We start from the raw sequence: 25,044 nt of genomic DNA on the forward strand, positions 1-25,044 counted from the left end.
GGGCGTGCTGGGCGGGGGGGGGGTCGCCTGCGGCGCGGTCTGCTGGGCCGGCCGCGCCCCCCCCCCCCCCCGCCCCCGCGGGGCGGGGGGGGGGGGCCCCCCCCCCACGTCCGGGGGCTGGCAGGATGGGGCGCATGTTGCGCGTGGGCCTCAGCGGCGGGATCGGGTCGGGCAAGTCGACGGTGGCGGCGCGGCTCGTGGAGCTGGGCGCGGTGCTGATCGACGCGGACCGGCTGGCCCGCGAGGTCGTCGAACCGGGCAGCCCGGGGCTGGCGGAACTGGTCGAGCGGTTCGGGCCGCAGATCCGCACCGCGGACGGCGCGCTGGACCGCCCCGCGCTGGCCCGCGTCGCGTTCGCCGACGAGCAGGCCCGCGCCGACCTCAACGCCATCACCCACCCGAAGATCGGCGAGCTCACCGCGCAGCGCATGGCGCAGGCCCCGGCGGACGCGGTCGTGGTGCACGACGTCCCGCTGCTGGTGGAGAACGACTACGCGGCGAACTACCACCTGGTGATCATCGTGGACGCTCCGGAGGAGGAGCGGGTGCGGCGGCTGACCGGGCGCGGCCTCGACGCGGCGGACGCGCGAGCGCGGATCCGCGCGCAGGCCACCGACGAGCAGCGCCGGGAGGCCGCCGATGTGTGGCTGGACAACACGGGCCCGGTCGAGGACCTGATCGCCGAGGTGGACCGGCTGTGGTTCGACCGGCTGGTGCCCTACGAGCGCGGGGTGCGCGAACGGCAGCGGCCGCCGCGGAAGCCGCCGGTGCTCGCCGAACCCGACCCGGAGTGGCCGCGCACCGCGCGCCGGCTCGGCGCCCGGGTGCTGCGCGCGGCGGGTGAGGCCGGGCTGCGGATCGACCACGTCGGTTCGACCTCGGTGCCCGGGTTCCCGGCGAAGGACGTCATCGACCTGCAGCTGTCGGTGCGGTCGCTGGCCGAGGCCGATGCGATCGCGGAGGCGCTGGCCGACGCCGGCTTCCCGGCCGACGACGGGATCCAGCGGGACAACCCGCACCCCTTCGACCCGGAGCCGGAGCACTGGCTCAAGCGCTACCACAACTCGGCGGACCCGGGACGTCCGGTGAACCTGCACGTGCGGGTGCACGGCGGGCCGGGTTGGCGGGTGGCGCTGCTGCTGCGGGACTGGTTGCGGGCGGAGCCGGAGGCGCGCGCGGACTACCTGGCCGTGAAGCGCGACCTCGCGGCCCGCCACGACACCCCCGAGGCCTACGCGGCGGCCAAGGAACCGTGGTTCCCCACCGCACTTCCGAAAGCCCAGGAATGGGCGGACCGAACCAACTGGACCCCACCCCAGGACTGAAACCAGATCTTTCTCCTGTCGGCGGCGAAGCCGCTGAGTCGCCGACCACGCACGCAGCAGGACCACCCGCGGGTTCTCAGTTGCTTCCTCGCGAGGACAGCGTTTTCTCCTGTGGCGGAGCCACCGGTGAAAACGATCCCGCAGCGAGGAAGCCGCTGAGGTTCCGCCACCCGCCCCGATGCCAAGAAGACCAGAAAAACTCACCAGAGTTCGAAGATGCCTCGGTGGGCGAGCCACTGGTTGATGTCCCGGTGCCTGCTGATCTCCTCGAAGGTCCGGTGCACGGTGCGCAGCGCGTAGTCGGCTTCGCTGAGCCGGATCATGCCGGCGGAGATGGCGGTGGCGAACTCCTCGGCCTGCACGATGCGCGCGGAGCCGTGGTCCGGGACCTGCAGGCCGAGCAGCAGATCGGTCACCGTCCACGATCGGGTGTCGCGTTCGACGTGAACGACGGTGAGCATGCTCGGTTCCCGCCGGGAGTGCCTGCGCCGGGACCGGCGGCGGGTGAGCCGCAGGCCGAGGTCCGGCATCAGCCAGGTGACCTCGCCTTCGTGCGCGGGATCCTCGGGCGTCGCGTATTCGAGGGAGAGCCCCCAGTGCTCCACCTGGCATCGATCCAAGGGCACGACGGCGCCCGAAGAATGCGAACGCTGCGCAGCGAACAGATCGATGGTGTCCACCAGCTGAGGAGTGATTACGGCGCCCACGACTTCAGACAGTAGCGCCGTTTTCGAGGCCCGCGATCGTCAGCACCGTTCTTTAACATAACTTTCCCGTCCTCGTCGGATATCGATTCGGCCCGTGCGCGGGCCATCACCGATTCGGCGGTACGAGCGACGGCCGGGCCACGGGATCGTGGGTGGATTGCCCGGACCAGGACAGCTCGATGCCGAGTTCCCGCATCCAGTCGTCCAGCCGGTTCCCGTGCCTGGCGAGCCCTTCCAACGCGGTGCAGGCGGCGCGCATGGCTCGTTCCGCGGTCCGCTCGTCGAGCAGTTCCGACCGCACGGCCAGCAGGAACTCGTCGACGTCGATCAACTGCGCTTCGCGGCCGTCGGCGACGAGCAGGTCGAGGTAGTGGTCCTCGGAACGCCACCACCGCGGTCCGGGTTCGATGCGGGCGACGTCCACGTAGTAGTCCCAGCCGTCCGCGCGGCCCGGGTGGTGTTCCCAGCGGGTGATGCGGAGGTCGTGCTCGGGCAGCAACCAGGATTGCAGCGCCCGCAGTCTCGGGTGGGCGGGCATTCCGCGGCGGAGGTAGAGGCCGAACGGTTCGAGCCGGTATTCGTCCACGTCCCGGACGATGCTCTTGGGATCGGTGTTGGTCCCCGCTTCGACGTCGAACAGTTCGACCTTCGGCGGGTGCACGGGCAGTCCGAGGCGCTCTGCGATCTCGCGTTGCGTGGTCACCCCGCCACTGTAGGTCGGGTCCGGGGTGCGGCGGCAGGGTTGAAATCCGGGGCGGGAGGTGGTGCGCGCCTCGGCCGGCGGCACGGTGTCGGTGGGGGCTCGTACCCTCGGGGACGTGGCTTTCGCGACTGAGTACCCGACCCCGGCCGACACCACCTTCCGGCCGGTCAGCGACATCCCGCGCACCGGTGGCCGCTTCCGCATGGTCAGCGACTACGACCCGTCCGGCGACCAGCCTGCGGCGATCGACGACCTGGAACGGCGGATCAAGGCCAGCGAGGCGAACGTGGTGCTGCTGGGCGCGACGGGTACCGGCAAGTCGGCGACCACGGCGTGGCTCATCGAGCGGTTGCAGCGGCCCACGCTGGTGCTGGAGCCGAACAAGACGCTCGCGGCGCAGATGGCGAACGAGATGCGGGAGTTCTTCCCGGACAACGCCGTCGAGTACTTCGTCAGCTACTACGACTACTACCAGCCGGAGGCGTACGTCCCGCAGACCGACACCTACATCGAGAAGGACTCGTCGATCAACGAGGACGTGGAGCGGCTGCGGCACTCGGCGACCTCGAACCTGCTGAGCAGGCGGGACTGCGTGGTCGTGTCCTCGGTGTCGTGCATCTACGGCCTGGGCACGCCGCAGTCGTACCTGGACCGGTCGATCCCGCTGGAGGTCGGCGGTGAGATCGACCGGGACATGCTGCTGCGGGCGCTGGTGGACGTGCAGTACACCCGCAACGACATCGCGTTCGCGCGCGGCACGTTCCGGGTGCGCGGCGACACGGTCGAGGTGATCCCGGCGTACGAGGAGCTGGCGGTGCGCGTCGAGCTGTTCGGCGACGAGATCGAACGGCTCTACTACCTGCACCCGCTGACCGGCGAGATCGTCCGCGAGGTCGACGAGGTGCGGATCTTCCCGGCGACCCACTACGTGGCGGGGCCGGAGCGGATGGAGAAGGCGATCCGCGGCATCGAGGGCGAGCTGGAGGAGCAGCTGGCGAAGCTGGAGAAGCAGAACAAGCTGCTCGAAGCCCAGCGGCTGCGGATGCGCACCCAGTACGACATCGAGATGATGCGCCAGGTCGGCTTCTGCTCCGGCATCGAGAACTACTCGCGGCACATCGACGGCCGCGAGGCGGGCACGGCGCCCGCGACGCTGCTGGACTACTTCCCGGACGACTTCCTGCTGGTCATCGACGAGTCGCACCAGACGGTGCCGCAGGTCGGCGGCATGTACGAGGGCGACATGTCCCGCAAGCGCACCCTGGTCGAGCACGGCTTCCGGCTGCCCAGCGCGATGGACAACCGGCCTTTGACCTGGGAGGAGTTCGCCGACCGCATCGGGCAGACGGTGTACCTGTCGGCGACGCCCGGCCCGTACGAGATGGGGCGGGCCGGCGGCGAGTTCGTCGAGCAGGTGATCCGCCCGACCGGACTGGTCGACCCGGAGGTGGTGGTGAAGCCGACCGAGGGCCAGATCGACGACCTGGTCGGCGAGATCCGGGACCGCGCCGAGCGCGACGAACGGGTGCTGGTCACGACGCTGACGAAGAAGATGGCCGAGGACCTCACCGACTACTTCCTGGAGCTCGGCGTGCGGGTGCGCTACCTGCACTCGGAGGTGGACACGCTGCGGCGGGTGGAGCTGCTGCGGCAGTTGCGGCTCGGCGAGTTCGACGTGCTGGTCGGCATCAACCTGCTGCGGGAGGGCCTGGACCTGCCGGAGGTGTCGCTGGTGGCGATCCTGGACGCCGACAAGGAGGGCTTCCTGCGCTCCGGGACGAGCCTGGTGCAGACGATCGGGCGCGCGGCGCGCAACGTCTCCGGCCAGGTGCACATGTACGCGGACAAGATCACCGATTCGATGCAGCACGCCATCGACGAGACGAACCGGCGCCGCGCCAAGCAGATCGCCTACAACACCGAGCGCGGCATCGATCCGCAGCCGCTGCGCAAGAAGATCGCCGACATCCTGGACCGCGTCTACACCGAGTCGGAGGACACCGAGGAGTCGGTGGCGGTCGGCGGTTCCGGCCGCAACTCCTCGCGCGGCAAGAAGCCCAGCGGTGAGGCGGTGGCCTCGTCCGGGGTGCTGGAGGGCCGCGACACGAGCTCGATGCCGCGGGCGGAGCTGGCGGACCTGGTGCAGCAGCTCAACGACCAGATGATGAACGCGGCGCGGGAGCTGCAGTTCGAGCTGGCCGCGCGGCTGCGGGACGAGATCCACGACCTGAAGAAGGAGCTGCGCGGCATGGACGCGGCCGGGATCAAGTAGGACCCGCCGCCCGCGCCGGAGCGGGCGGGGTCAGGGCCAGCGGCGATCCGTCGCCGAGCCCTTGGCCGTCGGTGGTGTCCGGCGGCGCGCGTTCGCAGCGGGCTCGTCGTGGAACAGGACGGCTCCGACCGGGGATCGGCGCGGGCGCTCGGCATCGTGACGTGTCGTTCGAGGGGGAAGTGGCGCTCCGCGGCGGCGCGGAACGCCGGTTTCGACGGGGCTGTCATATCGACTGGTTCGCCGGCCAGGGACACCGGGGATGAGAGCGTCGCTGCGCTCGCTTTCGGCGCTTTCGTCCGGCGGGTCGTTCTCGTCGTTCGTGTTCGTGGAATATGACCGTCGTGAATGTGCGCGCATTCGACGGCGGCAATTTCCGATCTTGATGACGTTGTAGATCTTTCCCCTTCGGGGTGGTCGAATTGTGCGCGCGGGCGGGTTCGCGCTGCTCCGCGGGTGGTCCGGGTGGCTGCGCATTGGCCCGATCGGGTTTCACCGCCCGGCGGTATCGTCTTTCCGGTAAAAGAGCGTTGACCGCTCGGTCCGGATCTTTGTAATCTCCTTTTCTCGCTCTTCCGGGTGCGGTGGGGAATTGACCGGGGGAGTCGTGCAGCGCGGATCGGGGGATCTCATGGTGCGGCACGCGAGCAGATCGTTGTGCGGACGCGAGCGGGAACTGCGGTTGGTCCGGGAATTCCTGGTGCGCCCGGAACGCGGCGGCATCCCGGTGAGCCGGCCGGTTCCCGTCCTCGTCTTCTGCGGTACCAGCGGTACCGGGAAGACGGCGCTGCTCGACGAGCTCGCGGCCCGGATGGACGGCAACGTGCCGTGCGCCCGGCTGGACTGCGCGCGGATCGACGGTTCACCGGTGCCGCGCGTGCTGGCGGACCTCGCCGCTCAGCTGAGCAGGCCCTGCAAGGGCTACGGGATGCTGGAGTTCCCCCGGTTCATCGCGGGGCACCTCGCGCTCGGGCCGCGCCTGGACCCCACCAGCCGGCCCGCGGCGCGCAGGCAGGTCGAGGAGTCGCTGGCCACCTACCCGAAGATCAGCGATCCGCCGGGATTCCTGGCCTCGCTCGCCGGCGGGACGGCCGCCGCGGTGGGCGGGAACCTGCCGGACCTGGTGCTGAGCGGCATCAACGCGCTGCGGCGCGCCCGGTGGCAGTGGGGCGACGAACGGGCCTGGTACGGGCACCAGGACCGGGGCTTGGACCGCGATCCGGTGGACGTGCTGGTCGACCTCAACCGCAAGGCCCGCGCGGACGTGCCGGACGTCGCGCAGGAAGTGGGCGAAGTGCTGTGGGCCGCGTTCCTGGCGGACCTGCGGAACGGGTTCCGCAGCGGGTGGACGGCCGATCGCCGCACGCTGAACTGCGCCGTGCTGCTCGACGATGCGGACGCCGTACCGGAACTGCTGCGGGGACTGGAAGCCGCGCGCCGGCGGCGCGGGACGGCCGCGGCCGAGGACCCGGATCCGCTGACCGCGGTGGCCACCGCGCACGTCGACCCGCTCGCGCGCGGCGGGCCGGTACCGATCGACGGCGCGGGCTACGCCGACCACCTCGCGCGCTCGGCGCAGCACCGCAGGCACGGTTCGTACCCGGTGCTGCTCGGCGACCTCAGCGCGGACGCGGTCGCCGACATGGCGGCGCCGCTGAGCCCGGTGCTGGACAACTCCCGGCGCGCGGTCGCGATGCTGCACGGCTTCGCGCACGGGCACGCGCGCACCACCCGGATGTTGCTGGACGCCATCGCGGAGCAGGGCGCGGACCCGGCCGACCTGCACGGGTTGCTCGTGGGGCCGCTGACTGCCGGGGCCGGTGCGGACCGGGTGGAGTCCCTCGCGCTGAAGGCGTTCCTGCGCGGCGTTCCGCTGACCGGCCTGGAAGATCTGATCACCTGCTCCGCGGCGCGGAACTTCGCGGAGGGACAGCTGCTGGCCGAGTACCGGCCGATGCTGGCCTCGGCGGACCCGCGGCCGGTGGTGCTCGAAGCGGCGTGGTGGCCGTGCTCCGTCGACGCGGACCAGGTGATGGTCCCGGTGCTGCGCAGGCTGCTGCTGCGCAGGCTCGCCGCCCGCGGCCCGGGCGAGCGCGCCGATTGGGAGTCGGTGCACCGCTGGCTGCGCAGCCGCTGCGAGCAGGATCAGGACCTGGCCGGGGAGTTGCACTTCGCCTTGGCCCTCGGCGAGGTCGAGCAGGTGACGCGGCGGCTCGCGGACCAGCTGGACCAGATGGACGCCGTGGCTTGGCTGGCTCTCCTGGGATCGGTGTGCTCGGCGCCCAGCCGGAGCACGAGCGCGCAAGCCCCCGGCGAGCGCGTCCGCGACCTGACCAGGTGGGTCATGCCGCGCGACCTGCCGGTGGCCCCGCTGGCCCGGCTCGTCGCCGCGAAGTGGGTGGCGGCCGACCCGCTCGGCGGCGCCCGCAAGCACGAGCTGAACAGCGAGATCGCAGTCGACCTCGACGACGTCGCGCCGTACGCGCGCGACGGCCTCCCGGTGCTGCGGGCCGAGGCGGACAGGTACCGGTGAACACCGGGGTGCAGGAGGAAGCTGTGAACGCGGTGCTGGATACGAGCTTCACCCGGCCGCCGTCGCACCGGGAGTCCACCCGGCGGCGGTGGTGGCGCCGGCTGGCCGCGCTCCTGGCGGCCGCGTTGGTGTGCGGCGTGGTGGTGGCGGTCTACCAGAACGGGTGGCGAGCGGTGTCGTACGCGCACTGCGGCTCGGGCGACTGGGTGGGACCGGCCGAGCTGCGCGCGGCCGGCGTCCCCGAGGACGAGGCGGGCGCCGCGGAGTGCATGGGCGTGTCGGCGTCGTCGAACTTCGGCGTCGACGCGCTGAGCCCGGTGATGACCAGGATCGACCGGCAGAACCGGGAGGCCGCGGCCGACCCGAACCGCGCCACGGTGACGGTGGGGGTGCTGACGCCGGTGCCGAAGCGCGCCTTCGGGGCCGCGTCCGAAGACCAGGTGCGCGACCTGCTCGAAGGCGCGGCCCAAGCGCAGCAGGACGTCAACGACGACCCCAAGGGCCCTGCCCTGCAGGTCGTGGTCGCCAACGAGGGATCCGGCGAGCAGGGGTGGGCGCCGGTCGTCGATCAGCTGAAGCGGCGCACCGCGGCGGAGTCCCCGCTGGTCGCGGTCACCGGGCTCGGGGTGAGCACCAAGGAGACCCTGCTGGGGGCGCACGCGCTCGCGGACGCCGAGATCCCGATGGTGGGCGCGGTGCTCACCGCCAACGGGTTGAACGCGCGCGGGGTGGTGGAGGGGTTCGACGCCGGGGAGGACGTGCCGAGCGGTCGGATCGACGGGTTCTTCCTCGTCAGCCCGAACAACCGGCGGGAGGCGGAAGCGCTGGCGGAGCAGCTCGCGGACGAGCGGGGGACGTCGTCCTACCAGCTGGTCAAGGATCTCAACCGGGACGACTTCTACACGGTCGGCCTGGCGAACGCCCTGCAGGACGCGTTCGGGAACGGGGTGGACCGGTTCCCGATCACGTTCGCCGGGGACGCCGGCGAGGGCGAGATCGCGTTCTCGCTGGAGGATGCGGCGAAGCGCGCGTGCTCGAACGAGGGTGACGCGGTGCTGTACGGGGGTCGGTCTTCGCAACTGCTGCCGTTCCTGAAGCAGCTGGCGGCGGACTGCCCGCGCCACACCACGGTGATCACCGGCTCGGACGCCGCGAGTCTGGACCCGGCGGACGTGCCCGCCGACGTCCGGGTGGTCTACGCGGCGCTGGCGGACCCGGATGCGCTCGGGTCACCTGGGTTCAACCCGCAGGCCGCGAAGCGGTTCGGCGAGTTCCGGGAGAGGTTCGCCGACCCGGCACGTCTCGCCAACGGCTGGGCGATCATGGAGTACGACGCGATGAAGGTCGCGGCCGCGGGCATCGCGGAGGCCGTCCAGGGCGATCAGCAGGCGGTCCCGACGCCGAACTCGGTGCGCGGGCGGATCGGCGGTCACATCAGTCCGAACTACCAGATCGACGGCGCGGGTGATTCCTTCTACTTCGACGAGGACACCGGTGAGCCGCGCGGTCGGGCGATCCAGATCGTGGAGATCGAGGACCAGGAGCGGACACCCGTGCGCAACTACCCGGGCTGACCCGAGTCGCACGCGAACGCCCGGGGCTGCAGCCCCGGGCGCCGCGCCGCACCACCTCACGCGAAGGCGCTGAGCCCGGTGATGGACTTGCCGACGATGAGGGTGTTCATCTCCCGGCTGCCCTCGAAGGAGTAGACCGCTTCGGCGTCGGCGAAGAACTTCGCGACCTCGTAGTCGAGGACGATGCCGTTGCCGCCGAACAGCTCCCGCGCCCAGGCGACGACCTCGCGCATCCGGGTGGTGGTGAACGCCTTGGCCAGCGCGGCCTGCTCGGCGCCCGCCTCACCCTGCTCGGTGAGCTGGTTGAGCCGGACCACCATGCCGAACATGGCGGTGATGTTGCCGAGCATCTTCACCAGCAGGTCCTGGATCATCTGGAACCCGCCGATGGGCTTGCCGAACTGCTCGCGGCTCACCGCGTACTCGCGGGCGAGCTCGTAGGCGCGCATCGCCAGCCCCAGCGCCTGCCAGGCGACGCCGCCGCGGGTGCGGGCGAGGACCTTCGCGGTGTCCCGGAAGCTGTTGATGTTCTGCAGCCGGTCGGCCTCCGGCACCCGCGCGTCCTCGAAGACGAGGTCGGCGTTCTGCACGGTGCGCAGCGCGATCTTGCCTTCGATCTTGGTGGCGGTGACGCCGGGGGTGTCCTTGCCGACGACGAATCCCTTCACCTGGCCGTCGGCCTCGTCGCGGGCCCACACCACGATGAGGTCGGCGAAGGTGCCGTTGCCGATCCAGCGCTTGGCGCCGTTGAGCACCCACTCGTCGCCTTCGCGCCGCGCGGTGGTGCGCATGCCGCCCGCGACGTCGGATCCGCCCTCGGGTTCGGTGAGCGCGAACGCGCCGATCTTGCGCATGGCGACCATGTCCGGCATCCAGCGGTCCCGCTGCTCCTGGTCGCCGCCGCCCTGGATGCTGCCCATCGCGAGTCCGGTGTGGACACCGGAGAACACGGCCAGCGACGGGTCGATGCGGTTGAGCTCGATGCTGAGGAAACCGGGGAACAGGGAGCTGCGCTCCTTGCCGTCGCCGTGCTCGGGGTACTGGTAGCCGGCGAGGCCGAGCTTGGCGAACTTCTCGATGGCCTCGAACGGGAATTCCGCCTTGTCCCAGGCCGGGTTGGCCAGCGGGGCGATCTCGCGCTGCAGGTAGTCGCGGATCTCGGCGAGTTCGGCGCGCTCGGAGTCGCTGAGCAGCTCGGCGTAGCCGAAGAAGTCCGGGTCGGTGCTGATCTTCTTGGGCATCGTGGCCCTCTCTCTGCGAGTGGCGGGGCGGCGTGCGCCCCGGCCGGTCAGTGCTGGTCGGCGCCGTCCGCTTCCGCGTCCAGCGCGGCGTTGATGGCGTTGTGCTTGCGGTCGCGGGTTTCGGAGCGCTCCAGGTAGGCGTGCGGACCGGACCCGTAGGCGGATTCGATCTGGCCGACGAGCTCCTCGACGGCGGCGGGCGTCAGCTCGGGGCGTCCCAGCCCCTTCCACTGCTCGGCCATCCGCAGCCCGAGGTGGCCCATCATGTGCCGGATCCCGCCGGGACCGCCGCCGAGGTGGAAGCTCTCGAACGGGCCGATCGTGGCGTAGCGGCCGCCGAGCGACGCCTTCATCACGGTGTCCAGTTCGGACGCCGAGACGACGCCGTCCAGCACCAGGCTGATGGCCTCCTGCATGATCGCGCCCTGCAACCGGTTCGCGGCGAAGCCGGGGACCTCCTTGTGCAACCGCACCGGGGTCTTGCCGAGTTCGCGGTAGAACTCGACCGTCGCCCGCACCACGTCCTCGCCGGTGCGCTCGCCCGGCACCACCTCGACCAGCGGCACCACGTGCGGCGGGTTGAACGGGTGCGCGATGAGCACCCGCGCCGCCACCTCGGCGGGCAGCTGCTCGGCGATGTCGGTGGCCACGATGCCGGAGCTCGACGAGGCCAGCACCGCGCGGGAGGGGGCGTGCTCGGCGATCTCGGCGAACAGCTCCTGCTTGAAGTCCAGCCGCTCCGGGCCGTTCTCCTGCACCAGGTCGACGCCGCGCACCGCCTCCGGCATCGAGGACGTCACCTCGATGCGGCCGAGCAGGTCGGCGGCCGAGGCGCCCGGGATGCCCGCGGCGATCGACGGGACGGCCTCGCTGAGCACCTGCGCCAGGTCGTCGCGCGGGTCGGTCAGCCGCACCTGCATGCCGCGGGCGGCGAACAGCGCGGCCCAGGACAGGCCGATGGTGCCCGCGCCGACCACCGCGACCGACTTCCACCGGAGGTCGTTGCTCGTCATGGGATTTCGCTCCTTCACTCGGCGAGGTAATCGTGGACCGGGGTCGCGGCGCCGAGCGTCAGGTCGGTGACGACGTGGCTGGCGGAGACGACCTCGCGCACCGGCAGGTCCGCCAGCGGCGCCAGCACGTGCTCGAACAGCTGGAGCCGGGCCGGGCCGGTGTGGGCTTCCTTGACGGTGATGTCGGTGATCTGCGAGCGGATCAGCTCGCACACCCGGGGTTCCCGCCCGTAGCCGGGGACGATCTTGAGCATGAACGAGGGCACCGTGATCTCGGCCTTCGCCCGCTCCAGGTCCATCGGGTGGTGCTTGTAGCCCATGGTCGCGGTGGCGACCCGCTGCGTGCCGTAGTCCAGGGTGCCCACCAGCGCCCCCTGGTCGGGGAACAACGCGGGCGAACCCAGCACCTTCGGGTAGGCGCTGGCCTCGCGACCGGCGGCGGTGGCGGCGAAGTTGTCCAGGTACATGGCGTGCAGGTACTCGCCGCGCTCGGCGCCGAGGCGCACCGGGATCGCCTGGCCGCACTCCACGTACGGGCCGAACGAGGTGACCTCGCCCATCTTCATGATCTCGAACCGCACCAGCGGCTCATCGATCTCCAGCGGCTCCGGCACCACGGCACGCAGCGCCTCCGGGTCGGTCCGGTACACGACGTTGAGGTATTCGCGGTCGGTGAACCGGGGGACCGCCGCGGCGTAGGCGGGCGCGGTGAGCGGCGTGGTGGGGCTCTGCAGGATCTGCTCGCGGTTCAACGACCGGTCTCCTTCGTGCACGGGTGGTGGAGGTGGAATTCCCCGGTGGGTGCTGCGGCAAAGCTCACCGCTGGTCGAGCTCGCGCAGCACCTCGTCGGTGTGCTGGCCGGGCAGCGGCGCGTGGCTGCGGATCGAGGCGGGGGTGGCCGAGAAGTTCACCGGCACCCCGATGGCCCGGTAGGCGCCTTCGCTGGGGTGCTCGGCCAGGTCGAGCAGGTGGCCGCCGCGGACGTAGTCGTCGGCTGCCGCGTCGTCGAGCTTGAGCACCGGCCCGACCGGGATGCTGTGCTTGGTGCACACGTCGATCCACTCGGCGGTGGTCAGGTTCGGGGTGACCGACTCGATCATCTCGGCGAGCGCTTCGCCGTCGTTGATGGCGTCCAGGATCTCGCCGTTGACCCGCGGGTCCTCCGCGAGGTCGGAGCGCCCGGCCGCGTGGAACAGGTCGCGGCAGTTCTGCGGGCTGTAGGGGATGATCATCGCGTGGCCGTCCTTGGTGGGACGGGCCCGGTGCCCCTTGTTCATCGAGGGGGCGAACCCGGTGGGGCCCATCGGCGGCTCGAACGCGGCGCCCTGCAGGTGCTCGACCAGGTTGAACGCGAGCAGCGTGTCGGCCATCGGCACCTCGACCAGCTGACCCTCGCCGGTGGCGCGCTGGTGGTGCAGCGCGGCGAGCGCGGTGTAGACGATGGTCAGCGCCGCGACCTTGTCGGCGAAGATGCTGGGCAGCACGACGGGGGCGCCGATGTCCCCGGACCGCGCGGCGAGGTCCAGCAGCCCGGAGGCGGCCTGCACGGTCTCGTCGTAGGCGGCGAGGTCGGCGCGGTCGGAGTCGGGGCGGAAGCCCTGCGCATGCGCGTAGATGAGGTGCGGGAACTCCTCGGCGAGGCTCTGGTGGTCCATGCCGAGCCTGCGCAGCGCGCCGATCCGCATGTTGGTGATGAGGATGTCCGCGCCGCCGATGAGCTCCAGCGCCGTGGCGTGGTCGGCTTCGTCCTTCAGGTTCAGCGCCACGCTGCGCTTGTTGCGGTTGACGTTGAGGTTCAGCGGCGTCATGCCCGGGGTGCGGTGCAGGGTGCCGTTGCGGACGGTGTCCTTCGGCGACTCGATCTTGATGACGTCGGCGCCGAGGTCGCCGAGGATCTGGGCCGCGTACGGGCCCATCACCACGGTGGCCATGTCGATGACCCGGACACCTGCCAGCGGGCCGGTCCGGCCCGAGGTGGCGGGTGCGTCGGCGGGGGCTGTCATGGCTGCGGACTTCCTCTCGCGCGGTTTCATTAGCTTCACTAACGACGCTACGAGCGGGTTCCGGGAGGGGCAATCGATCGGTGCGCCCGATCGGAGAACAACGGCGTGACCGCGGCGGTCATGCCATTGCGGGGCGCTGACCAGCGGTTTCGCCGGAGCGGTCCGCCCGTGCGGCCCCGCCGGACGCTCCGCTGTCGGTGCCGCCGTCCACAATGATCGGCACACCGCTCGAACCGAGGAGGCGCAGTGCTGACCACGCCGGGATTCCCCGCCGGAACGCTGGACGACGAGGGCTGTCCGGTCTGGACGACCTCGCTGTACGGGCCCGACCACCTGATGTTCTACCTGGTGCGGGACCTCGAACCCGCCGCCGCGCTGGAAGTGCTCGGCGCCGACCCGGCACGTGCCGTGCCCTGTGCGCTTCCCGCCGAAGCCCCGGCCGAACTCGACACCCGCTCGCTGCCCGCCACCGTGCTCGACTCCGAAGCGGAGACCGTGCTGCTGGCCGGGCGGGTGCGCGGCTGGACCTTCGTCATGGACGACGCGAACACCACCGACGACCTCGGCGACGACCCCGCCGCGGCGCTCTCCGCCGCGGCCCCCGGACCGGCGGTGTCGCTGCACATCGACATCAACGCCCTCAACCGGCTCTGCTACGCCGAGGACGGGGAGCCGGTGTTCGAGACCGACTTCGACAACGTGGAGAGCGACGTGGCCGAACTGCCCGCGGACGCGCCCGCGGTCGTGCGCGCCGCGATCGACGCCGCCGGGAACCTCGACGAGCTCATCGAGGACGACGAGGACGACGACGAGGACTACTCGGACCGCCGCGACCACGCCTTCCTCGACCGCCTGGCCTGTGCCTTGGCCGGAGCGAACTGGACCTACGACGAACTGCGCGCAGCGGACTTGATCGCCGTGGAACTGGACTGACCGTTGCGTGGGGGTGGTGTGGCGGAACCTCAGCCGCTTCCTCGCTGCGGGATCGTTTTCACCGGTGGCTCCGCCACAGGAGAAAACGCTGTCCTCGCGAGGAAGTGGCTGAGAACCCGCGGGTGGTCCTGTTGCTCGGGTGGTCGTCAGCTCAGCGGCTTCGCCGCTGACAGGAAAACGATGCGGGGCCGTTGCGCCGGGGTGGCTCCCCGGTCACGAGAGGACTTCGAGGGCTCCTGCGACCAGGTCGGCGAGTTCGCCGCCCGGTTCGGCGCGGTCCGCGCGCCAGATCAGCCCGGTCGCCAGCACCGGGTCGATGTCCGCGAACGGCAGCACCACCACCCGGTCGTGCTCCCACGGGCGGCCCATCTGGTTCTGCGGGTCGAGCATCGAGATCGCGAACGCGCCGCCGTTCGCCACGAACTCGCCGGTGCCCGAGTAATCCCTGGTGCTCAGCGTGGTGCGGCGGTGGATGCCCGCGGCCGCCAGCTGCACCTCCAGCTGGTCGAAGTACGTCGGGGACAGGCCCGAACCGGGCCGGGCGTAGACGTGGCCGGTCAGCTCGGCGAGCGACACCGACTCGCGGCCCGCGAACTCGGCGGCGGGCAGCACCGCGCCCAGCGGCTCCCGCATCACCTCCCGCACCTCCACGCCCTCCGCGTGCGCGGGCAGGTGCACCAGTGCCAGCTCCAGCTCGCGGCGCCGCACCTGGTCCACCAGGTCCAGGCTGCCGCCCGGCCAGCGCCGCACCTCGCAGCCCGCCGTGCGGTCGAACTCGCGCAGCCGGTCCCGCAACCGCGGGTGCAGGCCCGGCGGCACGCCCACGTGCACGATGCGCTGCTGCGTCCCCAATTCCTGGCGCAGCCGTCCCGGGATGTCGTCGAACCGGGTCAGCACCTCGGTGGCCAGCGGCAGCAGCGCGCTGCCCGCGGGGGTGAGGTGCACGCTGTGCGAATCGCGGTCGAACAGCCGCACGCCCAGCTCGCGCTCCAGGTCCCGGACCCGCCTGCTCAGCGGCGACACCGCCATGTGCAGCTGGCGCGCCGCCTTCGAGAAGCTCAGGTTCTCGGCGACGGCCGCGAAGTAGCGCAGGTGGAACACCTCCATGCGTCGCAGCCTATTACCCCGTTCGGCCACGCCCCGCGCCGCCCGATCAGCTGGTGATGTCCTTGCGCCGGAAGCTCCAGTGCGCCAGCAGCACGAACACCGCCGCGTACACCAGCGACGAGCACGCCCCGTTGGCCATGCTCGTCCAATCGACCTCCTCGGCCAGCAGGTCCCCCCACGCGTACGCGTAGTGCGTCGGCAGGAACGAACGCAGCCCGCCCAGCGCCGAGATCTGGTCCAGGATCTGCGACAGGATCGAGGCCAGCACCGCGCCGCCCACCGCGCCCAACGGCGCATCGGTGCTCACGCTCAACCACAGCGCCAGCCCGGCGACCCAGCTCAGCTGCACGGCCAGGTACAGCACCGCCAGCGCCACGGTCAGCAGGCCCACCGGGAACGGCAGCACGCTCCCGCTCGGCGTCACCAGCTCCCCGGTGCCGTACCAGAACACGCCCGCCGCCAGCGCCACCGCGGGCAGCAGCGCGATCCCCAGCAGCGACAGCAGCGCCGCCACCACCGCCTTCTGCCGCAGCAGCCGCCCGCGCGGCACCGGAGCGGCCAGCAGGTAGCGCAGGCTCGACCAGGAGGCCTCGCTGGCCACCGTGTCGCCGAAGAACAACGCCACCACCACGACCAGCAGGAACCCCGCCGAGGAGGACATCGCGAACGCGGTGAAGTTCAACCCGCTGGAAGTGGCCATCCCCGCCAGGTCCGCGGTCCGCGGCACCGAGCCGTCGTCGCCGATCACGAACGCGGCGAGCAGCAGCAGCGGCAGCAGCACCAGGAAACCCAGCGCCAGCCGCGTCCGCCGCCGGCCCGCCTGCCGGGCCAGCTCCACCCGCACCGGCAGCGTCCGGCGCACCTGGTAGCCCTGCACGCTGCCGTCCGGCTGGGTGGGGTCCTGCGCGCTGACCGGCAGCGCGGCCGCCGTCTCCCCGCTCGACGCCGTCTCCCCGCTCGACGCGGGCGCCTCGGTCACCGCGGCCGGGATGCTCTCGACGACACCGGAACGCGGGTGCTTCCGGGCGGTTCGGCGGGTGCCGCCACCTGTCGTGCTCGGTCCGGTGCTCCGGGTCGGGTCAGGTCCGGCCGGGCTCCCGGCGGTGCCCGGGCCGGTGCCCCTTCCCGCCGTGCCCGAGCCGGCCGTGCCCGAGCCGGTCGTGCCCCCGGCCGGGGTCGACCCGGCCGCGCTCGCCGCCGTGCCCGGACCGGTGGCGTCCCGCGCGATCGGGTCCGGCCCGGTGGGCCTCGGTTCGTCCGGTTCCCAGGTGGGGCTGGTCCAGTCCCGTTCCGGGAGGGGAGCGGCCGCGCCGTCGTCCGGCTCGGTACCGGGTTCGGCGGATCCGCCGCGGCCGATCTCCGGGAAGTCCAGGTCGTCGCGCTCCACCGGGCCGGACCGCTCGTCCGGCTCCGGGTCGTCCGGCAGCAGCGCGTCCGAACCCCACAGCTGCCCGCGCGGCTCCGCGGAGTCCCCGCCGAGCAGGCCGCCGGACTCCAGGGCGCGGGCGATCGCCGCCCGGTGCCGCTCGGACTCCGACGACAGCGGCTCGGTCTCCCGGCCGCCGCGCGCCGCGTCGGCCGCCCACGGCTCCTCCGCCGAGGAGTCCGGGGCCGCGGGCCCGGTACCGCCCGTGGACCGCTCCGCCATCAGCGCTGCTCCTCTCCGACCAGGTTCAGGAATGCGTCCTCCAGCCTGCGCCGCGGACCCACCTGGTCCACCGACACCCCCGAGACCACCAGCGCGTTCACCGCGGTGGACCGGTCGTGCCCGCGCAGGTCGGCGTGCACCAGGTCGCCGTCCACCTCCACCGCGCCGAGCCCTTCCAGCGCTCGCAGCGCCGCCGCGGCCCGCGCGGGGTCGTCGACGCGGAAGGTCGCCTGCCCGTCCACGGACACGATCTCGGCCACGCTGCCCGAGGTGATCACCTCGCCGCGGTGCATCACGATCACGTGCGTGCAGGTCTGCTCCACCTCGGACAGCAGGTGGCTGGACAGCAGCACGCAGCGACCGGTCGCCGCGTAGCGGCGCAGGATCTCGCGCATCTGGTGGATCTGCGGCGGGTCCAGCCGGTTCGTCGGCTCGTCCAGCACCAGCAGGTCGGGCAGCCCCAGCATGGCCTGCGCGATCGCCAGCCGCTGCTGGGTGCCCTGGCTGAACGTGGCGGTGCGCCGGTGCGCGTGCTCGCCGAGGCCCGCGATGTGCACCACCTCGTCGAACCGCGCCTGCAGCATCGGCCTGCCGGTCGCCGCCCAGTAGTGCTTCAGGCTCTCCAGCCCGGTCAGGTGCGGCGGGAACCCGGGCGATTCGACCAGCGCACCGATCCGGGACAGCACGGGGGCGCCCGGCTCGACCCGGTGCCCGAAGACGCGGACCTCCCCGGACGTCGGGTGCAGCAGTCCCAGCAGCAGGCGCAGCGTCGTCGTCTTGCCCGCGCCGTTCGGGCCGAGCAACCCGACGATCTGCCCGCGTTCCACCCGCATCGACGCACCGCGCAGCGCGGTGACCTTGCGCGGGAAGGTCTTGGTGAGCTCGGTGATCTCCAGCGGCGGCCCGGTCACCTCGGCCTCCGTCGCCGGCGCGTAGCCGCGGCGCAGCCGGGTGATCAACCAGCCGAGGCCGCCCAGCAGGGCGATCCCGGCGATCCCGGCGACCGGGGCGGCGGGGAACGCGCCGTCGCTGGTGCTGGTGCCCTTCACCGAGGGCACCGACAGCGCGCGCGGCCCCGCCAGGTCCACCCGGTGCACCGCGGTCGCCGTCGGCACCGCGTAGGCCTGGTCGGTGGTGCTCACGGCGAGCTCCAGCCGGTGCCCGGTCTCGACCGAGTGCACCACCCCGGGCAGCGCCACGTTCACCTCCACCGGCGTGCCGTCCGGGCGCAGGCCGGTCACGTGCATCGGGGCGACCGCGTCGCCCAGCAGCTCGCGGCGGCCCTCGCGGTCCACGTCGTAGAGCTTCGCGAACAGCACCGCGTCCCGGGTGGTGGGCTGGCCGGGTTCGGCGGCGACCGACAGCCGGGTCTGCGGCACCCCGGAGATCAGCATCCGGGAGGACATCGGCTCGGTGCCGAACACCGCGACCTGCCGCGGCAGGTCGTAGGGCTCGACCCGGCGGCCCTGCTTCCCGGGCAACGAGCTCAGCGCGCCCGGAGCACCGCCGGGCGGGTTGAGCACCGAGGTGGCCCGCCCGTGCAGGTCCAGCGAGAACCGCGGGGTGCGGTCCGCGCGCACCCCCGGGTAATCCGGGGCGGACGCGGTGCGCACCGGCACCTCGCCGTCCGCGCGGGAGTTGCCCGCGATGTCGAACCGGAACCGGTCACCGGGGTCGGCCGCCTCGCCGACGCCCAGGTGGAAGGCGAACCAGTCGGCGATCCGGGCCTCCACGCGCGGCCCGGGCGGGGCGCCGTCGTGCCCTCCGGCGAACCACAGCACGCTCACGTCACCGCCGGCGGCGGCGATCTGGCGGGCGTTCGCATCGGCCTGGTCCAGGCCGAACAGGGTGTCCTGGGTGCCTTGGGCGAGCAGCGTCGGGATGCGGATGTCGCGGGTCACCGAGCTCGGCGAGACCGAGGCGAGCAGTTGCCGGGTGGCCGCGGAGGCGCGGCCGGTGCGGGCCAGCTCGCCGTACGCCGCGCACACGTCCGGGGCGAAGTTCCCGCAGGCCACCGAGGACCCGTCGGCGGGCGCCGGCCCACCGGGGGAGAACAGCTGCCCCGCCCAGGCGCGCCGGAACACGCCCTGCGGCCCGGCGGTGCCGTGCGCCGGGGTGTCCGCGGACGGGGGCGCGCCGCCCGCCGCGTTCGGCAGCAGCGCCTGGCCGAGGTCGTTGTAGGTCATCACCGGTGCGATGGCGTCCACCCGGGGGTCGCTGCCCGCCACCAGCAGGCTCAGCGCGCCGCCGTAGGAGACGCCGGTGAATCCGACCCGCGGGTCGCTCTCGCCGTCGCGCTGCACCTCCGGCTGCCGGGCCAGCCAGTCCACGATCTGGTGGGCGTCGGAGACCTCGTACTCCGGCGCGTTGAGCCGGATCCGCCCGCTGCTGCCGCCGAATCCCCGCGCCGAGTAGGTCAGCACCGCGAACCCGCGCCGCACCAGCTCCCGCGCCTGCGCGTCCGCGTCGGTCTTGTCGCCGCCGAGGCCGTGGGCGATCACCACCGCCGGGGCCGGGGTCGCTGCGGGTGCGTAGAGGGTCGAATCGATCTGGATGCGCTCCTGGCCGCCCGGGCCGTCCTGCACGTCGATCAGCGCCTGGCGCGGCTCCGGAGCGGCGGGAGTGGGGGGCTCGCCGGACCAGAGCGCCGCCAGCCCTGCGATCAGCAGCACGACGATCACGATGAGCAGCAGGAACGGCCTGCTGCGGCGGGGGAGCGGGGGCACGGGCCCGACAGTAGGGGAAAGAGGCGGCAACGGTTTCATCCTGAGGCGGGCCAGGGCGAAGACGCTATGAAGCAGCAACCGAACAGAAATCCGGCCGTCCGCCGCGGCGTCACCCTCGCGATCGTCGTGTCGTTCGGTGCGCTGCCGCATCCCCGAGTGCGGGCGCGGCGATCATAACCGCGCCGTGGGCCACGGCCATCGCCCGTTCGTTCGAGTCGAGCTGCTGCAGCCGATGGCCTTGCTCACACGCCGACACCGGTACCCCGGTTCGGGTGATGCTGTGACCAGGGCATTGCTGTCCTAGGTAGCTCGCCGTAGCCTTCCGGCTGCATTCGGGGCGATCAACCCGGGCTGGTGTTCGAAGCAGTGCATAAGTGACAATCTTGGCAACGTTGTGGAGGGGAGTATTCCTTCGCGGCGGCATCGTCATCACGGCCCCACCGGTTGCCCCGAAAGCTCCCGTTGGGACCCGGTGCCGTCGACCGGCTCGTTTTCGCCGGTGGAAGAGACCTCCGGTCCCGGCGCACGCCCTGAACCGGAGGTAATCGATGGGTGCCGAGCTGACCGTGGTGGCGCAGCAGGCTCAAGAAGCGGCCGATTCCATGCACGTGCCCTGGTGGATCTGGGCGGCCACGCTGGGCGGTCTCGCCCTGCTGCTGCTGATCGACCTGGTGATCGTCGACCGCAAGCCGCACGAGGTGACCACCGGCGAGGCGGCTCGGTGGGTGACCTTCTACATCGCCTGCGCGATCGTCTTCGGCATCGGCGTGTGGATCTTCGGCGACCAGCACTTCGCGATCGAGTACTTCACCGGTTACATCACCGAGTACTCGCTCAGCGTCGACAACCTGTTCATCTTCATGGTGATCATGTCGAGCTTCGCGGTGCCGACGATCCACCAGCACCGGGTGCTGCTGATCGGCATCCTGCTGGCGCTGGTGATGCGCGGCGCGTTCATCGCCGTCGGCGCCGCGCTGATCGAGCGCTTCGTGTGGGTGTTCTTCGTCTTCGGCGCGTTCCTGATCTGGACCGCGATCGGCATGATCCGGAACAAGGACGAGGACGAGGAGTACAAGGAGAACATCGTCGTCCGCTGGGTCCGGAAGGTCTTCCCGGTCACCGACGACTACCACGAGACCAAGTCCGTGGTGAAGATCGACGGCAAGCGTTTCCTCACCCCGATGTTCGTGGTGATCGTCGCCATCGGCAGCGCCGACCTGCTGTTCGCGGTCGACTCCATCCCGGCGATCTTCGGCATCACCCAGGACCCGTTCCTGGTGTTCACCGCGAACGCGTTCGCGCTGATGGGCCTGCGGCAGCTGTACTTCCTGCTGGGCGGGCTGGTCGACAAGCTGGTCTACCTCAACATCGGGCTGTCGATCATCCTCGGCTTCATCGGCATCAAGCTGGTGGTGCACGCGCTGCACGAGTACCACGCGGTGCCCGAGTGGCTGGACATCAACAACTGGATGTCGCTGGGCGTCATCATCGGCGTGCTGGTGATCACCACGGTGGCCAGCCTGGCGAAGGCCCGCAAGGACGAGGCGGCCGCGCAGCCGGCGGAGCCGGAGGCCAAGCCCTGATCCCGCCTCGGCGGCCGCGCCGCCGACGAGATCGAGACCGCGAACCGCGCGGCATCCGACGACCGGGATGCCGCGCGGTTCCGCGTCCGGGCCGGTTCGCCGATCAGTCCGCGGGCATCGCGTAGCCCTGCTGGCGCCACGCCTCGTACACCGCCACGGCCGCCGAGTTCGCCAGGTTCATCGACCGGATCCCCGGCAGCATCGGGATCCGCACCCGGTCGGTGATCCGGTCCGAACCGGACACCTCCGCGGGCAGGCCCGTCGACTCCGGGCCGAACAGCAGCACGTCGCCCGGCCGGTAGCGGACCTCCTCCAGCGAGGTCGTCGCGCCCGTGGTGAACGCGAACACCCGCTGCGGATCCAGCTCCGCCAGCAGCGACTCCCAGTCGTCGTGCACCCGCAGCACCGCCCGCTCCCGGTAGTCCAGGCCCGCCCGGCGCAGCCGCGCGTCCGCCACGTCGAACCCCAGCGGCCGCACCAGGTGCAACGCGCAGCCGGAACCGGCGGCCATCCTGATCGCGTTGCCCGTGTTGCCGGGGATCTCGGGGTGGTAGAAGACGACGTCGAACACGCGGGGTCCTTTCACGTTCGCTGCCCGCCGCATCGTAGTGACCCCCTCGGCGCCGCCCGGATCGCCGACCAGGTGCGCGGGCCCGTCGCCGCGCTCTGGTAGAGAAGTGCGCATGGCGGGGCGCGGGACCAACACGACGACGAAGGCCGAGCGCACGGCCGCCCCCACGCTGCCGGTGGCGAGCGTGCTGGTGGAGGTGTCGCTGCCCGCGCACCTGGACCGCACCTTCGACTACCTGGTCCCGGACCGGCTGCACGAGGCCGCCGCCGTCGGCTGCCGGGTGCGGGTGCGGTTCCGGGGCAAGCTCGTCGACGGGTACCTGCTGGAGCGCAAGGAGTCCTCGGACTTCACCGGCACGCTGCAGTGGGTGGACCGGGTGATCTCCTCCGAGGTGGTGCTGCCGCCGCGGCTGCTGGAGCTGTGCCGCGCCGTCGCCGCCCGCTACGGCGGGATGCTCGCCGACGTGGTGCGGCTCGCGGTGCCGCCCCGGCACGCGCGCGCCGAGAAGCAGGTCGCCGAACCCGCGCCCGTCCCGGAACGGCCGGACACCGCGGCGTGGCAGCGCTACCAGCGCGGACCGGCGCTGCTGGACGCCGTGCACGCGGGCAAACCGGCCCGCGCGGTGTGGCAGGCGCTGCCCGGCGAGCAGTGGACCGACCGGCTCGCCGAAGCCGCCGCCACCGCCGCGTCGGCCGGGCGGGGCGTGCTCGTGGTGGTGCCGGACCACCGCGACGTCACCCGGCTGCACGCCGCCTGCGCTCGCGCGGTCGGCGAGGACGGGGTCGTCGCGCTCACCTCGGAACTCGGGCCGGGGGAGCGGTACAAGCGGTGGCTGAAGGTGCTGCGCGGCGCGGTGCGCGTGGTCGTCGGCACCCGGGCGGCCATGTTCGCCCCGGTGCACGACCTCGGGCTGGCCGTGGTGTGGGACGACGGGGACGCGATGCACAGCTACCCGCAGATGCCGTACCCGCACGCGCGGGACGTGCTCACCCACCGGGCGCACGCCGCGGGGGCCGCGGTGCTCGTCGCCGGGTTCGCCCGCACCGCGGAGGCCGCGCTGCTGGTGGAGACCGGCTGGGCGCAGCAGGTCGTCGGCACCCGCGACCAGGTACGGGCCGCCGCGCCGCGGGTCGTGGCGATCGGCGCCGACGACACCCAGCTGGCCCGCGATCCGGCGGCCCGCGCGGCCCGGCTGCCGTCGGTGGCGTTCGACGCGGCTCGCGCTGCGCTGCGCGAGGGCGCGCCGGTGCTGGTGCAGGTCCCGCGCCGCGGCTACGTGCCCGCGCTGGCCTGCGGCGACTGCCGGGAGCAGGCGCGCTGCCGCCGCTGCGCCGGTCCGCTGGGGCTGCCCGGCGGGACCGAGGACGGGGCGCCGAAACCGGCCGCGTGCCGCTGGTGCGGGGCGGCCGAGGCCGCGTTCCGCTGCGGGTCCTGCGGTTCGCGGCGGCTGCGGGCGATCGCCATCGGCGCGGGTCGCACCGCCGAGGAGCTCGGGCGGGCGTTCAGCGGCGTGGCGGTCCGCACCTCCGGCGGTGGGGAGATCCTTTCCAGCGTGCCCGCGGGACCGGCGTTGATCGTGTGCACGCCCGGTGCGGAACCCGTCGCCGAGGGCGGCTACGGCGCGGCGCTGCTGCTGGACGGGCGCACCCTGCTGTCCCGCCCGGAGCTGCGCGCCACCGAGGAGGCGCTGCGCCTGTGGTTCGCGGCGGCGGCGATGGTGCGCCCCGCGCGGGACGGCGGCCGGGTGGTGGTGATGGCCGATTCCACGCTGCAACCGGTGCAGGCGCTGGTGCGGTGGGACCCGGCCTGGCACGCGTCGATCGAACTGGCCGGGCGCGCCGAGCTCGGCTTCCCGCCTGCGATGCGGGTCGCCGCGGTGGACGGCTCGCCGGAGGCGGTGAACGACCTGCTGGACCACCTGGAACTGCCCGGCACCGGCGAGGTCCTGGGGCCGGTGCCCCTGGGCGAGGTCGACGAGGACGGCGGCTCCGAGCAGGAGCGCGCACTGGTGCGGGTCACCCGTCCGGCGGGGCGCGAGCTCGCCGCCGCGCTGCACGCGGCGCAGGCGGTCCGCGCCTCCCGCAGACCGGCCGAGCGGGTCAAGGTCCGGGTCGACCCGCTCGAACTCCTCTGACCACCCGACCCGCCCGAGGTGAGTGGCCCGCTCGCCCGGTTCCGCCGGCGGACGGGCCACTCATCCGGGTCAGTAGCGGTAGAGGTCGGGCAGGCCGGGGGCCGGGTCCGCGGACGCGGAGTTCGGCGCCGAGATCCGATCCGGGTCGCCGTCGGAGGTGTAGCGCGACTCGGGGTCGCCCGCCAGCTCGTCCAGCCACTGGGTGGACCCGTACTCGGCCTCCTCGCCGGTGGCGGCCTGCGAGCGGATCCGCGGGATGTTCTGCCCGTCGAACTCCGCGTCGAACGGGGAGCGCGCCGGGTTGGAACCGACCAGGAACACCGCGTCGTGGTGGTAGGTCACGCCGTCGGCGCTCCCGTCCGCGGCGAGCGCCTCGTCGTCCGGGTGCACGCCCAGCGGCAGCGCCAGCGCGCGCACCGGCACGTCCGGCAGCGCTTCGCCGATCTTCCGCTGCATGGCGGCGATCTGGTGCTGCGCCTCCGCGGAGCCGACCTGGCCGAGGTTGGGGTGCTCCAGGGTGTGGTTGCCGACCTCGAAGCCGTGCTCGTGCAGCCACGGCAGCGTGGTCTTCCCGCCCGGGTCCTCGAACGGCGGGTCGAACACGAAGAAGGTGGCGGTGGGCCGGAACTCCGGGTGCTCGGCGGCGGTGTCGAGCAGGATGCGCACGGCGGTGTCCGGCGCGGGCCGCCCGGCGCCGTCCAAGGCGAACTGGCCGGTGGAGCCGTCGTCGAAGGTGAGCACCACCGGGTGCCTGCCCGCGGGGATGTCGATGCGGCCGCTCGCGTACTCGCTGGCGGTGATCGGCGTGTAGTCCTCCGCGGCGAGCCGTTCCAGCTCGGCGCGGAAGTCCTGCGGGGTTCGGTCGTAGACGCTGCTCGGTTCGGTGGTGATCCGGTGGTACATCAGCACCGGGACCTTGCCGAGTTCGTTGGCGCGCACCGATTCCGGCGCCGGAGGTGGTGGCGGCGCGGGA

18 protein-coding genes are annotated in these 25,044 nt (G+C 72.4%); 7 read left to right on the plus strand and 11 right to left on the minus strand.

The genetic code is table 11. The annotated features are described in order from the left end of the window. The first annotated feature begins 134 nt into the window (after nucleotides 1–134). The gene (coaE, locus tag LCD35_RS26455; protein ID WP_224956378.1) at nucleotides 135–1,325 is read left to right on the plus strand and encodes a dephospho-CoA kinase; all 1,191 of its coding nucleotides are present in this window, start codon (nucleotides 135–137) and stop codon (nucleotides 1,323–1,325) included. 200 nt (nucleotides 1,326–1,525) lie between these two features. Here the strand turns inward: coaE and LCD35_RS26460 are convergent, their stop codons facing one another. Continuing rightward, entirely contained in the window at nucleotides 1,526–2,032 is a 507-nt protein-coding gene (locus LCD35_RS26460) for a hypothetical protein (RefSeq protein WP_224960845.1), read from the minus strand. Between the two features lie 106 nt (nucleotides 2,033–2,138). Continuing rightward, nucleotides 2,139–2,735 carry a DUF402 domain-containing protein gene (locus LCD35_RS26465; protein ID WP_224960848.1) on the minus strand — a complete coding sequence of 199 codons (597 nt, stop codon included), beginning with the start codon at nucleotides 2,733–2,735 and terminating at the stop codon, nucleotides 2,139–2,141. 115 nt (nucleotides 2,736–2,850) lie between these two features. Between LCD35_RS26465 and uvrB the strand changes: the two genes are divergently transcribed. The 3 genes from uvrB to LCD35_RS26480 all read left to right on the plus strand — a co-directional run bounded on the left by uvrB (nucleotide 2,851) and on the right by LCD35_RS26480 (nucleotide 9,111). After that, a complete protein-coding gene (gene uvrB, locus LCD35_RS26470; RefSeq protein ID WP_224965954.1) occupies nucleotides 2,851–5,007 on the plus strand; it encodes an excinuclease ABC subunit UvrB in 2,157 nt (718 codons plus the stop codon). Nucleotides 5,008–5,596: 589 nt separating this feature from the next. After that, nucleotides 5,597–7,537 (plus strand): hypothetical protein, encoded by a 1,941-nt coding sequence (locus LCD35_RS26475; RefSeq protein ID WP_225045135.1) that lies wholly within the window; start codon nucleotides 5,597–5,599, stop codon nucleotides 7,535–7,537. 23 nt (nucleotides 7,538–7,560) lie between these two features. Next, nucleotides 7,561–9,111, plus strand: coding sequence for a hypothetical protein (locus LCD35_RS26480; protein ID WP_224977445.1), 1,551 nt, complete (start codon nucleotides 7,561–7,563; stop codon nucleotides 9,109–9,111). Between the two features lie 56 nt (nucleotides 9,112–9,167). Here the strand turns inward: LCD35_RS26480 and LCD35_RS26485 are convergent, their stop codons facing one another. The 4 genes from LCD35_RS26485 to LCD35_RS26500 form a co-directional block, all read right to left on the minus strand. Next, on the minus strand, nucleotides 9,168–10,352 hold the full coding sequence (locus LCD35_RS26485; protein ID WP_224960858.1) for an acyl-CoA dehydrogenase family protein: 1,185 nt from the start codon (nucleotides 10,350–10,352) through the stop codon (nucleotides 9,168–9,170). A 47-nt stretch (nucleotides 10,353–10,399) separates the two neighbouring features. Then, entirely contained in the window at nucleotides 10,400–11,365 is a 966-nt protein-coding gene (locus LCD35_RS26490; protein ID WP_224960861.1) for a 3-hydroxyacyl-CoA dehydrogenase family protein, read from the minus strand. A 14-nt stretch (nucleotides 11,366–11,379) separates the two neighbouring features. Continuing rightward, nucleotides 11,380–12,117: an acetoacetate decarboxylase gene (locus LCD35_RS26495; RefSeq protein ID WP_224960863.1), complete on the minus strand. Its 738-nt coding sequence runs from the start codon at nucleotides 12,115–12,117 to the stop codon at nucleotides 11,380–11,382. 64 nt (nucleotides 12,118–12,181) lie between these two features. Beyond that, nucleotides 12,182–13,369 carry a CaiB/BaiF CoA-transferase family protein gene (locus LCD35_RS26500; protein ID WP_224960865.1) on the minus strand — a complete coding sequence of 396 codons (1,188 nt, stop codon included), beginning with the start codon at nucleotides 13,367–13,369 and terminating at the stop codon, nucleotides 12,182–12,184. 246 nt (nucleotides 13,370–13,615) lie between these two features. Here LCD35_RS26500 and LCD35_RS26505 point away from each other — a divergent pair, with 246 nt between their 5' ends. Then, the gene (locus LCD35_RS26505; RefSeq protein ID WP_224977444.1) at nucleotides 13,616–14,302 is read left to right on the plus strand and encodes a DUF6461 domain-containing protein; all 687 of its coding nucleotides are present in this window, start codon (nucleotides 13,616–13,618) and stop codon (nucleotides 14,300–14,302) included. Between the two features lie 213 nt (nucleotides 14,303–14,515). Here LCD35_RS26505 and LCD35_RS26510 read toward each other — a convergent pair whose 3' ends face one another. From LCD35_RS26510 to LCD35_RS26520, 3 genes are all read right to left on the minus strand, one after another. Further along, on the minus strand, nucleotides 14,516–15,409 hold the full coding sequence (locus LCD35_RS26510) for a LysR family transcriptional regulator (RefSeq protein ID WP_224960871.1): 894 nt from the start codon (nucleotides 15,407–15,409) through the stop codon (nucleotides 14,516–14,518). A gap of 46 nt (nucleotides 15,410–15,455) precedes the next feature. Beyond that, a complete protein-coding gene (locus LCD35_RS26515; protein ID WP_374108139.1) occupies nucleotides 15,456–16,400 on the minus strand; it encodes an ABC transporter permease in 945 nt (314 codons plus the stop codon). A gap of 656 nt (nucleotides 16,401–17,056) precedes the next feature. Next, nucleotides 17,057–19,822 (minus strand): alpha/beta fold hydrolase, encoded by a 2,766-nt coding sequence (locus LCD35_RS26520; RefSeq protein WP_374108138.1) that lies wholly within the window; start codon nucleotides 19,820–19,822, stop codon nucleotides 17,057–17,059. A 563-nt stretch (nucleotides 19,823–20,385) separates the two neighbouring features. On the opposite strand from LCD35_RS26520, the gene LCD35_RS26525 reads away from it, so the two are divergent. Beyond that, the gene (locus LCD35_RS26525) at nucleotides 20,386–21,366 is read left to right on the plus strand and encodes a TerC family protein (RefSeq protein ID WP_224960882.1); all 981 of its coding nucleotides are present in this window, start codon (nucleotides 20,386–20,388) and stop codon (nucleotides 21,364–21,366) included. A 103-nt stretch (nucleotides 21,367–21,469) separates the two neighbouring features. Here LCD35_RS26525 and LCD35_RS26530 read toward each other — a convergent pair whose 3' ends face one another. Continuing rightward, nucleotides 21,470–21,937 (minus strand): tRNA (cytidine(34)-2'-O)-methyltransferase, encoded by a 468-nt coding sequence (locus LCD35_RS26530; RefSeq protein WP_224960876.1) that lies wholly within the window; start codon nucleotides 21,935–21,937, stop codon nucleotides 21,470–21,472. Between the two features lie 112 nt (nucleotides 21,938–22,049). On the opposite strand from LCD35_RS26530, the gene LCD35_RS26535 reads away from it, so the two are divergent. Continuing rightward, nucleotides 22,050–24,071 (plus strand): primosomal protein N', encoded by a 2,022-nt coding sequence (locus LCD35_RS26535; RefSeq protein ID WP_224977443.1) that lies wholly within the window; start codon nucleotides 22,050–22,052, stop codon nucleotides 24,069–24,071. 69 nt (nucleotides 24,072–24,140) lie between these two features. On the opposite strand, the gene LCD35_RS26540 is transcribed toward LCD35_RS26535, so the two are convergent. Next, nucleotides 24,141–25,044: polysaccharide deacetylase family protein (locus tag LCD35_RS26540; RefSeq protein ID WP_225045136.1), on the minus strand; the 904-nt coding region annotated here is incomplete at its 5' end.

This window comes from Saccharopolyspora sp. 6V (assembly GCF_020176785.1).
Taxonomy (GTDB): domain Bacteria; phylum Actinomycetota; class Actinomycetes; order Mycobacteriales; family Pseudonocardiaceae; genus Saccharopolyspora_C; species Saccharopolyspora_C gregorii.